We start from the raw sequence: 12,703 nt of genomic DNA, 5'->3' as shown, positions 1-12,703 counted from the left end.
ATAAAATGTATGGGGCATCATATAGAGACAGAACGGGAGATGAAGAAATGAAATCATTAGAAGAAAAAACAATTGCCAAAGAACAGATCTTTTCGGGTAAAGTCATTGATCTTTATGTCGAGGATGTAGAGCTGCCAAACGGCAGAGCCAGTAAACGTGAAATTGTGAAACACCCTGGAGCTGTAGCGGTACTAGCCGTTACAGATGAAGGGAAAATCATCATGGTCAAACAATTCCGTAAGCCGCTTGAGCGGACGATCGTTGAAATTCCGGCCGGTAAGCTTGAAAAAGGTGAGGAGCCGGAGTATACGGCACTTCGGGAACTTGAAGAGGAAACCGGTTATACAGCAAAAAAACTGACAAAAATAACTGCGTTTTATACATCACCCGGATTTGCAGATGAAATCGTTCACGTTTTTCTTGCTGAGGAGCTTTCTGTGCTTGAAGAAAAACGGGAGCTTGATGAGGACGAGTTTGTTGAAGTGATGGAGGTGACGCTTGAAGATGCGCTAAAGCTGGTTGAATCGCGTGAAGTATACGATGCTAAAACAGCCTACGCGATTCAGTATCTTCAGCTGAAAGAAGCGCTCCAAGCACAAAAATGAAAAAGATTTACGCGGATTTGCACATTCATATCGGCCGGACCTTTACAGGAAGGGCTGTCAAAATAACAGGCGCCAAAACATTAACGCTGGACAGAATTTTGGTTGAAGCCAGTGAACATAAAGGAATTGAACTCCTCGGCATTATCGACTGTCATTCTCCGGAAGTCATTCTAGAGCTTGAGGAAGGCATTGCATCTGGAAAATATCGCGAGCTTGACGGGGGAGGAATCCGTTATCGCAGCACGACTCTTTTATTGGGGAGCGAGCTGGAGATTTATGATGAAGCCTGCAGCGGACCGATCCATGTGCTCGTATTTATGCCGACGCTGGCTGATATGAAACAGTTTTCAAACTGGCTGTCAGCCCGGCTGAAAAATATTCATTTAAGCTCGCAGCGGATTTATGAAACGGGCTTAAACCTGCAAAAAAAAGTGCAGGGAATGGGCGGCCTGTTTATCCCCGCCCATATCTTTACGCCGCATAAAAGCTTATATGGAAAAGGGGTTAAATCAAGCTTAACTGAGGTTTTTGATCCATCTATGATAGACGCGGTGGAGCTTGGATTAAGCTGTGATACAGACATGGCATCACACGTTTCTGAATTGAATCCGTATCCTTTTTTAACAAATTCTGATGCGCATTCGTTGGGGAAAATCGGCAGAGAATATAATGAACTATATGTGCAGTCAGCTGATTTTACTGAATTTGCTCTTGCATTAAAGGGACAAGATGACAGGGAAATTATCGCAAATTACGGCTTGGACCCGTTATTGGGGAAATATTATCAGACGGCTTGCGAAGCGTGCGGAGAGCCTGCTGTGAGCGGGGAAACAGCGTGCGTGAATTGCGGAAATGCCAGATTTACCAAGGGAGTCAGCGAAAGATTGCATGAATTGAGTGATCAGCTTGAAGTTCGCGTCCCGCGTCCGCGATATGTACATCAGATCCCGCTGCAATTTGTTCCGGGTGTAGGCCCGAAAACGCTGGACAAACTAAAAAAAGCCTTCGGAACAGAAATGGCTGTTCTTCACGAGGCTGCAGAAGAAGATTTGGCTCGCGTTGTCCCGCCGAAAACCGCGGCGCTTATCGTAAAAGCGAGATCCGGAAAACTGGAATTGAAAGCCGGAGGAGGAGGAACCTACGGTAAAATTAAACCGTGAGCTAAAGATTAACTCAGTTCCTCCTGTACTTTTCTTTTTGTGCGTATAAAGGTAATCAGCTGGATGATTTCATCTTCACTCAGCGGCTGGCCATCAACAGAAATGGTAAAGTCAAGGCTGCTCCACGTGGCCAATTCTATGGCCTGAGGAGCAGTCTGCTTTTGTTTCTCGCGGCCTAAAAGTTCATCGCAGGTTGTGTCAAAGAGGTCAGCCAGCATGGCAAGCGCTTCAAGTGAAGGCCGTCGGTAGCCTGACTCGTAGCCGGCATATGTGCTTTTTGCGATACCGAGAAGGTCAGCTGTATATTGAAGCGACCAATTTTTCTTTTTTCTCAATTCAGTTAAACGATCTAGATTCATGAACTTCCGCTCCTTTTTCACCTTGAGCTGATTATATCATATAGGTATTAGGAAGTGTACGCGAATTGAATAATAATGTCTTGCGTATTTTATTTTCCGTGTCTATAATTGCATTAAAAGTATGCGAAAAGCGAATACCTTCTCGCAACCCATCTTTAGATACAGTGAAGAGGTGCATGGTATGAAAAAATTATTGATGTTGACAACTGGGGGAACGATTGCTTCAGTTGAAGGGGAAAATGGGCTGGCTCCCGGAGTCAAGGCTGATGAATTATTAAGTTACGTATCAAAACTTGATAACGATTACACAATGGAAACTCAGTCGCTTATGAATATAGACAGCACCAATATGCAGCCTGAATACTGGGTGGAAATAGCGGAAGCCGTTAAGGAAAATTATGATGCCTATGACGGGTTTGTTATTACTCACGGTACAGATACAATGGCCTATACATCTGCCGCACTATCGTATATGCTGCAGCATGCCAAAAAGCCGATTGTCATCACCGGCTCGCAGATTCCGATCACGTTCCAAAAAACCGATGCTAAAAAAAATATTACAGATGCCATTCGATTTGCCTGTGAAGGCGTGGGCGGCGTTTATGTTGTATTTGACGGCAGAGTCATTCAGGGAACGCGTGCGATCAAATTAAGAACGAAAAGCTACGACGCATTTGAAAGCATCAATTACCCATATATCGCTTTTATCAATGAAGACGGGATAGAATACAACAAACAAGTAACGGAACCTGAGAACGACACCTTCACAGTTGACACTTCACTATGCACAGATGTATGTCTGCTGAAGCTGCATCCAGGCTTAAAGCCCGAAATGTTTGATGCTCTTAAAAGCTTGTATAAAGGGATTGTCATTGAGAGTTATGGCAGCGGAGGGGTGCCGTTTGAAGGCAGGGACATTTTGTCAAAAGTGAATGAGCTGATCGAAAGCGGCATTGTCGTCGTCATTACGACCCAATGTCTTGAAGAAGGCGAAGACATGAGCATTTACGAAGTTGGCCGCAGAGTCAACCAAGACTTAATTATCCGATCAAGAAATATGAACACAGAAGCAATTGTGCCAAAATTGATGTGGGCGCTAGGTCAGTCTTCGGATCTTCCTGTCGTCAAGAGAATTATGGAAACGCCGATAGCTGATGACGTTGTCCTGTAAAATGTAAAAACGATAACCAGCAAAGAGAAAGAAGGTTAAAGATTATGTTAAACGGCCAAAAAGAATATCGCGTGGAAAAAGACTTCCTTGGGGAAAAACAAATTGAAGCAGATGTTTATTACGGAATTCAGACGCTCCGTGCTTCTGAAAATTTCCCGATCACAGGATACAAAATCCATGAGGAAATGATTAACGCACTGGCGATTGTAAAAAAAGCCGCGGCTCTTGCCAACATGGACGTGAAACGGCTGTATGAAGGAATTGGCCAAGCTATCGTACAAGCCGCTGACGAGATTCTGGAAGGCAAGTGGCACGATCAGTTTATCGTCGATCCGATTCAGGGCGGTGCCGGAACTTCTATGAACATGAACGCGAATGAGGTTATCGGAAACCGGGCGCTTGAAATCATGGGCCATAAAAAGGGAGATTATATCCATTTAAGTCCAAACACACATGTGAACATGTCACAGTCTACGAACGATGTGTTCCCGACTGCTATTCATATTTCCACATTGAAGCTCTTAGAAAAACTGCTGAAAACAATGGAAGATATGCATAGTGTGTTTAAGCAAAAAGCACAGGAGTTTGACTCTGTTATTAAAATGGGCCGGACACACCTTCAAGATGCGGTTCCGATCCGTCTTGGCCAGGAATTCGAAGCTTACAGCCGTGTTCTCGAGCGTGATATCAAACGAATCAAGCAATCGCGCCAGCACCTGTATGAAGTCAACATGGGCGCAACTGCTGTTGGTACAGGGCTGAACGCTGATCCTGAATATATCAAACAGGTAGTAAAGCACCTTGCTGATATTAGCGGGCTTCCTCTTGTCGGCGCTGATCATCTTGTTGATGCGACACAAAATACAGATGCCTATACAGAGGTATCAGCTTCATTAAAAGTCTGCATGATGAACATGTCGAAGATCGCAAACGACCTGCGCTTAATGGCGTCGGGACCGCGCGCCGGACTTGCGGAAATTTCTCTGCCTGCACGTCAGCCGGGTTCATCTATTATGCCAGGGAAAGTCAATCCGGTTATGGCGGAGCTGATCAACCAAATTGCGTTCCAGGTCATCGGAAACGACAATACAATCTGCCTTGCTTCAGAAGCCGGCCAGCTTGAGTTGAACGTCATGGAGCCCGTGCTTGTCTTTAATTTGCTTCAATCCATCAGCATCATGAACAACGGCTTCCGTTCGTTCACTGATCATTGCTTAAAAGGCATCGAAGCCAATGAAAAGCGGTTGAAGCAATATGTAGAAAAAAGCGCTGGGGTGATCACTGCAGTCAATCCGCATCTTGGGTATGAAGCGGCAGCCAGAATTGCCAGGGAAGCAATTATGACAGGGCAATCTGTCCGGGATCTTTGTCTGCAGCATGATGTGCTGACTGAAGAAGAATTGGATATTATTTTAAACCCATATGAGATGACCAAACCAGGTATCGCAGGGAAAGAACTATTAGAAAAATAAAATTTGTGCAAAATACAGCTTATTCATCTCCGAATAGTCGGATGAATAAGCTGTTTACAACATAGGGATGAGGAAGTATAGTATACGTGTTGCACTATATATTGAAAGCGTTTTAGCTTTTACATGAAGGGGGACTTCTTTTGAAGGATGTAAGATTGCCAACACTATTTGAAATTATTATTGTACTAGGAGTATTTTTAGCACTTGTTCTATCGTTTACAGTCTTTCTCGACTTGCCGATACAGCTGGCGCTTTTTGTTTCATGGTTTATTGCAATGCTTTTAGGTATAAGACTCGGTTATTCTTATAAAGATTTGCAAAATGCGATTGTACATGGGATATCAAATGGCCTTGAAGCCGTACTGATTCTCGTTTCAGTTGGTGCGCTCATCGGAACATGGATTGCCGGAGGCGTTGTGCCGACTTTGATTTATTACGGACTGGAATTTATTCACCCAAGTATCTTTTTACTGGCAACGTTAATTATTTGTTCCATTATGTCTGTGGCAACAGGAACGTCATGGGGAACAGTCGGAACTGCCGGCATTGCCATGATCGCAATTGGAGAGGGTTTAGGCATTCCGCTTCCTCTTGTAGCGGGAGCTATTCTTTCAGGTGCTTATTTCGGGGACAAGCTGTCTCCGCTGTCTGACAGTACAGTTCTAGCTTCTTCACTATCAAAAGTCGATGTATTGGCTCACGTGAGAGCAATGCTTTATTTATCAATACCTGCTTATGTCATTACAGCTATACTCTTTACAGTTGTTGGATTTATGTACGGCGGGAAAAATATCGATCTTGATAAAGTTGAATTCTTAAAATCATCTTTGCAAAACACGTTTGACATTCATATTTGGATGCTGATCCCGGCAGTTGTCGTCATAGTCTTATTGGCGATGAAAAAGCCATCTATGCCGGTTATCGTAATTGGCGCTTTACTCGGTGCAATCTGGGCTGTCGTTTTCCAAGGAATGGATATTGCCCATGCGATTGCAACTGCGTACAACGGCTTCTCTATTAAAACTGATGTTGAATTTTTGAACGGCTTGTTAAACCGCGGTGGAATTGTCGGTATGCTTGATTCTCTTGTCGTCATTATCTTTGGCCTTGGTTTTGGCGGTCTGCTTGAGAAACTCGGCGTGTTAAAAGTCATTGTTTCAACGTTTGAAAAGAAATTAACTTCAGCTGGCAATGTCACATTATCTACGCTGATCGTAGCGTTTTTAGCAAACATCTTCGGCTGTGCGATGTATGTATCCCTTATTTTGACTCCGAAAATTATGGAAGACAGCTATGATCGCTTACATCTGGACAGAAGAGTGTTATCACGTAACTCAGAGGTCGGGGGAACATTGACTTCGGGGATGGTTCCTTGGTCTGATAATGGGATTTACATGGCTGGTATTTTAGGTGTTTCTACCTTCTCTTATCTGCCGTTTATGTGGCTCAGTTTTGTAGCAATAGGTCTTGCAATTATCTATGGTTATACAGGAAAATTTATATGGTATACGAAAAACAATACAGTTAAAGCCGAAAAACTAGGCTAATAGGGGAGGATCACTGAATGATAGCGAAACACATGATTCGGACACTGATGATCGAAACGCCTTCGGTTCCCGGAAATCTTGGAAGGGTGGCTGCGGCAATCGGCCTTCTGGGCGGAGATATTGGTGAAGTGGAGACGGTAAAAGTCGGACCCAATTACACAATGCGGAATATTACCGTTCAAGTGGAGAATGAAGAACAGCTTCAGGAAGTGATCGCGGCTGTACAGGCACTCGGAGAAGGGATCAGGCTTCACACCGTATCTGATGAAGTCCTGTCCGCACATGAAGGCGGAAAAATTCAAATGAAAAGCAAAATGCCGATCCGTTCACTGGCAGAGCTGGGACGTGTCTATACACCAGGTGTTGCAGACGTGTGCCGACTGATCGAAAAAGAACCTGAAAAAGCTTCTATTTATACAACGATCAGCAATTCTGTTGCAATTGTAACAGATGGAACCGCAATTTTAGGCCTTGGAAATATCGGCTCTGTGGCTGGCATGCCTGTCATGGAAGGAAAGGCTGCTTTGTTTGATCAGCTGGCAGGTATTAGCGGCATTCCGATACTGCTTGATACGAGTGATCCTGAAGAAATCATCAAAACAGTAAAACATATTTCTCCGGGCTTTAGCGGCATCCTTCTTGAGGATATCGGTTCGCCGCATTGTTTTGAAATCGAGGATCGCCTAAAAGAGGAGCTGAACATTCCTGTTATGCACGATGACCAGCATGGTACAGCTGTAGTGACGCTGGCAGCTGCCATTTCGGCATGCAGGAGTGCGGGGGTTGACCTGAAGGAAGCGAAAGTGGGGCAAATCGGCCTTGGCGCAGCAGGCGTGGCCATCTGCCGGATGTTCATGGCTTATGGTGTGAATGCTGTGTACGGAACAGACAAATCAGAGTCAGCAATGAACCGTCTCGAACAATACGGCGGACAGGCAGTTTCCAGTATTGAGGAGCTCATGGAAACATGTGATATTGTCATTGCTACAACGGGCGTTCCAGGTTTAATAAAACCGGCATTTGTACGTTCTGGCCAAGTGATTTTGGCTTTATCGAATCCGAAGCCGGAAATTGAGCCGGAGGCCGCACTGCAGGCTGGCGCCGCATATGCAGCTGACGGGCGTTCTGTCAATAATGTACTCGGTTTTCCGGGAATTTTTAGAGGAGCGCTTAATGCAAAAAGCAGGGAAATTAATCATGATATGCTTGTCGCAGCAGCAGAGGCTATCGCAGCTTGCACAAAACAAGGTGATGTGGTCCCTCAGCCGCTTGATTCAAAAGTCCATCATGCGGTAGCAGCAGCTGTCGAGCATGCAGCTCTTACAGCAGTGAAATAAATGTAGCTAAACAGCACCTGTCATAGCAGGTGCTGTTTTTTTCTTATCATTGCTCAATTTTGTTATCATTACTATGAAAATAAAAAAGGGAGTGATCACATGGCAAAAAGCCAAGCGAAAAAGAAGCGGGAGCATCGATTGAGAAACGGCGGACGTGACGTCTTATTATCAAGAGGCAGCACACCATCTTTTAGCACACATGAAAGAATGACAAAAAGCAAAAAAGAGATTTTGAATAAACGGAAGCATAAGAATCCTTATGATCATACAGCAGTTGATGATAAGGATTTTTTTTTGCCCCAAAAAGCCGCCTAGCATTCGTCTCTATCGTTTCTTTTTGAAAAAGGGCATGTTTTTCTGTTTCTTTCATACAATCTATTAAATCAAATCACTAGAGTGGGCGGGAGGAAACGGTATGCGAAAAATCTCTTATAAGGACATGTTTCTCAGGCATGTCAAAGATCATCTCTCTCTTTATATATTTGTGTCAGTGCTGTTTTTCATGGGTGTCATCTTTGGCGCGATTATTGTCAACAGTATGACCATCAGCCAGAAAGAAGATTTATACTACTACTTAAGTCAATTTTTTGGACAGCTTTCGGATGGAAAACAGGCAAGTTCAGCTGATATGTTTGGGCAAAGTATCTTTCATAATGCAAAGTATTTAGGCCTGATGTGGATACTGGGAATTTCCGTCATTGGGATGCCGATTATTTTCATTATGATCTTTCTGAAAGGGATCGTCGTCGGCTTTACTGTCGGGTTTTTAGTCAATCAGATGGGAGTAAGCGGGTTTTTCCTATCATTTGTCTCCGTTTTGCCGCAAAATGTGCTGCTGATTCCGGCTTATCTCATTATGGGCACATGTGCAATTGCGTTTTCTTTAAAGTTAATCAGACAGCTGTTCGTGAAACGAAGCCTGCATGACGCGCCAATTCAATGGTTCGGGCGGTATGCCTTTGTGCTGCTGGTCATTCTGTTTTTAGCGCTGATCTCATCTCTCTTTGAAGCATACTTATCTCCTGTTTTAATGGAAAAGCTTACATCTAGACTTTTTTAAAATCATTATTAAAAGAAAACCGTTTTATTTATCAGTTTATAATAATTATAGTTGGAACTCTGCGCGTATTTTGTTATAATGAGTCATGGAATGCGGCGTAGGAGGGAAAGACATGGAAAACCGTATTGATCGAATTAAGAAACAACTGCACTCATCCAGCTATAAACTTACGCCACAGCGTGAAGCGACAGTAAGAGTGCTGCTTGAAAACGAAGAAGACCATTTAAGCGCAGAAGATGTATACCTCCTCGTAAAAGAGAAATCTCCTGAGATCGGTCTCGCTACAGTATACCGTACGCTTGAATTATTAACTGAATTAAAAGTCGTTGATAAAATTAACTTTGGAGACGGTGTGTCCCGTTACGACCTTCGGAAAGAGGGCGCAGCTCACTTTCATCACCACTTGGTGTGCATGGAGTGCGGAGCCGTTGATGAAATTGAAGAAGATTTGCTTGAAGACGTGGAAGAAATCATTGAACGTGATTGGAAATTTAAGATTAAAGATCATAGATTGACGTTTCACGGCATTTGCCACCGCTGTAACGGAAAAGAAACTGAATAGACGGTGCCGAGCGCGAACCTTTTCTCATGGGGAAAGGGTTTTTTGCTGTTTCTATGTATAAAACCTTTCTGATTTGGCATATGGTTTATATAACTGGAACCATAGGAAAGGATCGATTAGGACATGGGAAGATTCCTGAAAACAGCTGTCGATGCATTGAAAGTTTTCATCCTGTTTACCGGTTTTACCGCTTTGTTCTATTATGCTATGATATGGGTGAATCAAGAGTATGAAAACTATCATCGGTATGATAAACCGGAAGGCTCCGCTGTAAAAGTTGTTGAAATGGATCAGGATGAAAAAGGCGGATGGTTCGACCGGTTGATCTTTTTTTACCAAAACGGGGAGTAGATCAAGAGTGAAAGATCAAATAAAGGATTTCATCCACTACGTTATGGTAGAGAGAGGGCTCTCTCAAAATACGATCGTATCCTATGAACGTGACTTGAAAAGCTATTCTCTCTACTTAACAGAAACCCTTCATGTTACGGATTGGAATCACGTTACCCGCATACATATTATCCAGTACTTAAAGCATTTGAAGGACTCGGGGAAATCCGGCAAGACATCGGCGCGGCATTTGGCATCCATTCGCTCTTTTCATCAATTTCTGCTCAGAGAAAAAGTAACGGATAAGGACCCTTCCGTTCATATCGAAACACAAAAGACGGAACGGGCGCTTCCGAAGGTGCTCGCACTCAATGAAGTCGAGCGATTATTGGACACGCCTAAGCTGACGAGCCCATTCGGCTATCGGGATAAAGCAATGCTGGAGCTGCTTTATGCGACAGGCATACGAGTCAGTGAAATGATTGAGTTGAAAACGGCAGATGTTCATTTATCTATGGGGTTTATCCGATGCTTCGGCAAAGGAAGAAAAGAACGGATTGTGCCAATTGGTGAAGCCGCCGCTTCCGCCATTGAGGAATATATGACAAAAGCCAGGGGAAAACTGTTAAAGAACAATGTATCTGACGCCCTCTTTTTAAATCATCACGGCAAACAGATCAGCCGCCAGGGATTTTGGAAGAACCTGAAAAAAGTCGCGTTGGAAGCCGGCATTAAGAAAGAGCTGACTCCGCATACGCTCAGGCATTCCTTTGCGACGCATCTGCTTGAGAACGGGGCAGATTTAAGAGCGGTGCAGGAAATGCTCGGTCATGCGGATATATCCACGACGCAAATTTATACGCATGTGACGAAAACAAGGCTGAAGGATGTGTACAAGCAGTTTCATCCGCGAGCATAGCCGCAGGTGGCTGCGGCTTTTTTGTTTAGATCGACAGAAAATATTGAAGTTTCTCATTATTTTCAAATACATTGTCAACGGGAATGAAAACGGTTTATACTTGAGTTGTCAGACCTCTTAGCGATACAATAGACGTATAGAAAAAAGGAGGCTTTCAAGATGCCTGCATACAAATATAATCGTGTGTTTTTAATTGTGATGGACTCAGTCGGAATCGGCGAAGCGCCGGATGCTGCTGACTTTAATGACGAAGGCGCTCATACGCTCGGTCATATTGCCGAGCATATGAACGGATTACATATGCCGAATATGGCAAAGCTCGGCCTTGGTCTTATCGAAGATATCAAAGGTGTAGAAAAAACAGAACATCCGCTTGCGTATTATGGAAAAATGCAAGAAGCGTCAAACGGCAAAGATACGATGACCGGCCATTGGGAGATTATGGGTTTATACATCGATAAACCGTTTAAAGTGTTCCCGGAAGGCTTTCCTGATGAATTGCTTCAAGAGCTGGAAAAGAGATCTGGCCGCAAAATTATTGGAAACAAGCCGGCTTCCGGCACAGCGATTTTGGATGAGCTTGGCCAGGAGCACATGGAGACAGGGGCTTTAATTGTTTACACGTCTGCTGACTCTGTTCTGCAAATTGCCGCTCACGAAGAGGTTGTGCCGCTTGAGGAGCTGTATCGCATTTGCGAAACGGCGAGAGAGCTGACGCTTGATCCGAAATATATGGTTGGCCGCATTATTGCACGGCCGTTCGTCGGAGAGCCGGGTCAATTCAAACGGACGCCAAACCGCCATGATTATGCGCTGAAGCCGTTTGACCGTACTGTCATGAATGAATTGAAAGACAGCGGCTTAGATGTGATTTCAATCGGTAAAATCTCTGATATTTACGACGGAGAAGGCATTACTTCTTCACGCAGAACGGTTTCTAATATGGACGGAATGGACAAGGTGATCGATACGCTGGGAGAAGACTTTACGGGTCTGAGCTTTGCGAACCTTGTTGATTTTGACGCGTTATTCGGACACCGCCGTGACCCTGAAGGCTACGGACGCGCGCTTGAAGAATTTGATGCGCGGCTTCCGGAAGTGTTTGAAAAAATGAGAGAAGACGATCTGTTAATTATTACAGCCGACCACGGCAATGATCCGATTCATCATGGGACTGACCATACACGCGAGTATGTGCCGATTCTCGCCTACAGCAAAAAACATAAGAAAGCGCAAATGCTGCCGCTTGCTGATACATTTGCTGATATCGGCGCAACGATCGCTGATAATTTCCAAACGAATAAACCGAAATACGGGAAAAGCTTTTTATCTTTATTACAATAGGGGGACTGTTTCTTGAAGGACAGAATTGAACGCGCAGCCGCTTTTATTAAACAAAACCTGCCGGAATCTCCGAAGATCGGCCTTATTTTAGGCTCAGGTCTTGGCATTTTGGCGGACGAAATCGAAAATCCGGTCAAGCTGAAATATGAAGACATACCTGAATTCCCGGTATCTACTGTTGAAGGGCATGCCGGACAGCTTGTGCTTGGCACTCTTGAAGGAGTTTCCGTCATTGCAATGCAGGGCCGCTTTCATTTTTATGAAGGCTATTCAATGGAGAAAGTCACATTCCCTGTACGCGTGATGAAAGCGCTCGGTGTGGAAGCGTTGATCGTGACAAATGCCGCAGGCGGTGTCAACACTGAATTCCGTGCGGGAGACTTAATGATTATTACCGATCATATCAACTTTATGGGAACAAACCCGTTAATCGGGCCAAACGAAGCTGATTTCGGCGCCAGATTTCCAGATATGTCTTCAGCCTATGACAAAGATCTATCCAGCCTGGCTGAAAAGATTGCGAAAGACCTTAATATCCCAATTCAAAAAGGCGTGTACACTGCTGTGACAGGACCTTCTTACGAAACACCGGCAGAAGTCCGTTTCTTAAGAACGATGGGCTCTGATGCTGTCGGCATGTCTACTGTTCCGGAAGTCATTGTGGCGAATCATGCGGGAATGCGGGTTCTTGGCATTTCCTGCATCTCTAACGCGGCAGCCGGAATTCTGGATCAGCCTTTAAGTCACGATGAAGTTATGGAAGTGACCGAAAAAGTAAAAGCTGGATTCTTGAAGCTTGTTAAAGCGATCGTCGCTCAGTACGAATAAATATGAATC

Annotated in this window: 14 protein-coding genes; 13 read left to right on the top strand and 1 reads right to left on the bottom strand. The window is 44.3% G+C overall.

Annotated elements, in window-relative coordinates:
• Window positions 1–47 precede the first annotated feature (47 nt).
• Together nudF and MHH79_RS12150 are read left to right on the top strand one after the other, a co-directional pair.
• Window positions 48–605: an ADP-ribose pyrophosphatase gene (nudF, locus tag MHH79_RS12155; RefSeq protein ID WP_047182836.1), complete on the top strand. Its 558-nt coding sequence runs from the start codon at window positions 48–50 to the stop codon at window positions 603–605.
• The gene (locus tag MHH79_RS12150; RefSeq protein WP_340034518.1) at window positions 602–1,765 is read left to right on the top strand and encodes a TIGR00375 family protein; all 1,164 of its coding nucleotides are present in this window, start codon (window positions 602–604) and stop codon (window positions 1,763–1,765) included. Before nudF ends, MHH79_RS12150 begins: the two co-directional genes overlap by 4 nt.
• Window positions 1,766–1,773: 8 nt before the next feature.
• Here the strand turns inward: MHH79_RS12150 and ansR are convergent, their stop codons facing one another.
• On the bottom strand, window positions 1,774–2,124 hold the full coding sequence (gene ansR / locus MHH79_RS12145; protein WP_004399024.1) for an HTH-type transcriptional regulator AnsR: 351 nt from the start codon (window positions 2,122–2,124) through the stop codon (window positions 1,774–1,776).
• Window positions 2,125–2,305: 181 nt separating this feature from the next.
• On the opposite strand from ansR, the gene ansA reads away from it, so the two are divergent.
• The 11 genes from ansA (at window position 2,306) to MHH79_RS12090 (ending at window position 12,694) form a co-directional block, all read left to right on the top strand.
• Window positions 2,306–3,295 (top strand): asparaginase, encoded by a 990-nt coding sequence (gene ansA / locus MHH79_RS12140; protein WP_015384018.1) that lies wholly within the window; start codon window positions 2,306–2,308, stop codon window positions 3,293–3,295.
• A 44-nt stretch (window positions 3,296–3,339) separates the two neighbouring features.
• Window positions 3,340–4,767, top strand: coding sequence for an aspartate ammonia-lyase (gene aspA / locus MHH79_RS12135; protein WP_014480179.1), 1,428 nt, complete (start codon window positions 3,340–3,342; stop codon window positions 4,765–4,767).
• A gap of 140 nt (window positions 4,768–4,907) precedes the next feature.
• The gene (gene mleN, locus MHH79_RS12130) at window positions 4,908–6,314 is read left to right on the top strand and encodes a malate-H+/Na+-lactate antiporter MleN (protein ID WP_014480178.1); all 1,407 of its coding nucleotides are present in this window, start codon (window positions 4,908–4,910) and stop codon (window positions 6,312–6,314) included.
• Between the two features lie 17 nt (window positions 6,315–6,331).
• The gene (locus MHH79_RS12125) at window positions 6,332–7,651 is read left to right on the top strand and encodes a malic enzyme-like NAD(P)-binding protein (protein ID WP_063335255.1); all 1,320 of its coding nucleotides are present in this window, start codon (window positions 6,332–6,334) and stop codon (window positions 7,649–7,651) included.
• Window positions 7,652–7,750: 99 nt separating this feature from the next.
• The gene (locus MHH79_RS12120; protein ID WP_340034515.1) at window positions 7,751–7,966 is read left to right on the top strand and encodes a hypothetical protein; all 216 of its coding nucleotides are present in this window, start codon (window positions 7,751–7,753) and stop codon (window positions 7,964–7,966) included.
• 100 nt (window positions 7,967–8,066) lie between these two features.
• Entirely contained in the window at window positions 8,067–8,711 is a 645-nt protein-coding gene (gene spoIIM, locus MHH79_RS12115; protein ID WP_004398593.1) for a stage II sporulation protein M, read from the top strand.
• Between the two features lie 112 nt (window positions 8,712–8,823).
• A complete protein-coding gene (fur, locus tag MHH79_RS12110; RefSeq protein WP_003223972.1) occupies window positions 8,824–9,273 on the top strand; it encodes a ferric iron uptake transcriptional regulator in 450 nt (149 codons plus the stop codon).
• Window positions 9,274–9,396: 123 nt separating this feature from the next.
• Window positions 9,397–9,624 carry a YqzK family protein gene (locus tag MHH79_RS12105; protein WP_003230440.1) on the top strand — a complete coding sequence of 76 codons (228 nt, stop codon included), beginning with the start codon at window positions 9,397–9,399 and terminating at the stop codon, window positions 9,622–9,624.
• Between the two features lie 7 nt (window positions 9,625–9,631).
• Window positions 9,632–10,522 (top strand): site-specific tyrosine recombinase XerD, encoded by an 891-nt coding sequence (gene xerD / locus MHH79_RS12100; RefSeq protein WP_063335254.1) that lies wholly within the window; start codon window positions 9,632–9,634, stop codon window positions 10,520–10,522.
• 159 nt (window positions 10,523–10,681) lie between these two features.
• Complete coding sequence (gene deoB, locus MHH79_RS12095) at window positions 10,682–11,866, top strand: phosphopentomutase (RefSeq protein ID WP_015251776.1); 1,185 nt, start codon at window positions 10,682–10,684, stop codon at window positions 11,864–11,866.
• Between the two features lie 12 nt (window positions 11,867–11,878).
• Window positions 11,879–12,694, top strand: a complete 816-nt coding sequence (locus tag MHH79_RS12090; protein WP_003230447.1) for a purine nucleoside phosphorylase I, inosine and guanosine-specific — start codon at window positions 11,879–11,881, stop codon at window positions 12,692–12,694.
• Window positions 12,695–12,703 lie beyond the last annotated feature (9 nt).

The organism is Bacillus sp. FSL K6-0993, assembly GCF_037977205.1.
GTDB classification, from domain to species: Bacteria; Bacillota; Bacilli; order Bacillales; family Bacillaceae; genus Bacillus; species Bacillus subtilis.
This window is presented reverse-complemented; position numbering and strand designations above follow the sequence as displayed.

Bases quoted from the DNA above. Each gene is read 5' to 3' on its own strand.
- MHH79_RS12120 (WP_340034515.1), top strand. From the start codon at position 7,751: ATGGCAAAAAGCCAAGCGAAAAAGAAGCGGGAGCATCGATTGAGAAAC.
- spoIIM (WP_004398593.1), top strand. From the start codon at position 8,067: ATGCGAAAAATCTCTTATAAGGACATGTTTCTCAGGCATGTCAAAGAT.
- ansA (WP_015384018.1), top strand. From the start codon at position 2,306: ATGAAAAAATTATTGATGTTGACAACTGGGGGAACGATTGCTTCAGTT.
- ansR (WP_004399024.1), bottom strand. From the start codon at position 2,124: ATGAATCTAGATCGTTTAACTGAATTGAGAAAAAAGAAAAATTGGTCG.
- MHH79_RS12105 (WP_003230440.1), top strand. From the start codon at position 9,397: ATGGGAAGATTCCTGAAAACAGCTGTCGATGCATTGAAAGTTTTCATC.
- MHH79_RS12125 (WP_063335255.1), top strand. From the start codon at position 6,332: ATGATAGCGAAACACATGATTCGGACACTGATGATCGAAACGCCTTCG.
- aspA (WP_014480179.1), top strand. From the start codon at position 3,340: ATGTTAAACGGCCAAAAAGAATATCGCGTGGAAAAAGACTTCCTTGGG.
- MHH79_RS12150 (WP_340034518.1), top strand. From the start codon at position 602: ATGAAAAAGATTTACGCGGATTTGCACATTCATATCGGCCGGACCTTT.
- deoB (WP_015251776.1), top strand. From the start codon at position 10,682: ATGCCTGCATACAAATATAATCGTGTGTTTTTAATTGTGATGGACTCA.
- fur (WP_003223972.1), top strand. From the start codon at position 8,824: ATGGAAAACCGTATTGATCGAATTAAGAAACAACTGCACTCATCCAGC.
- nudF (WP_047182836.1), top strand. From the start codon at position 48: ATGAAATCATTAGAAGAAAAAACAATTGCCAAAGAACAGATCTTTTCG.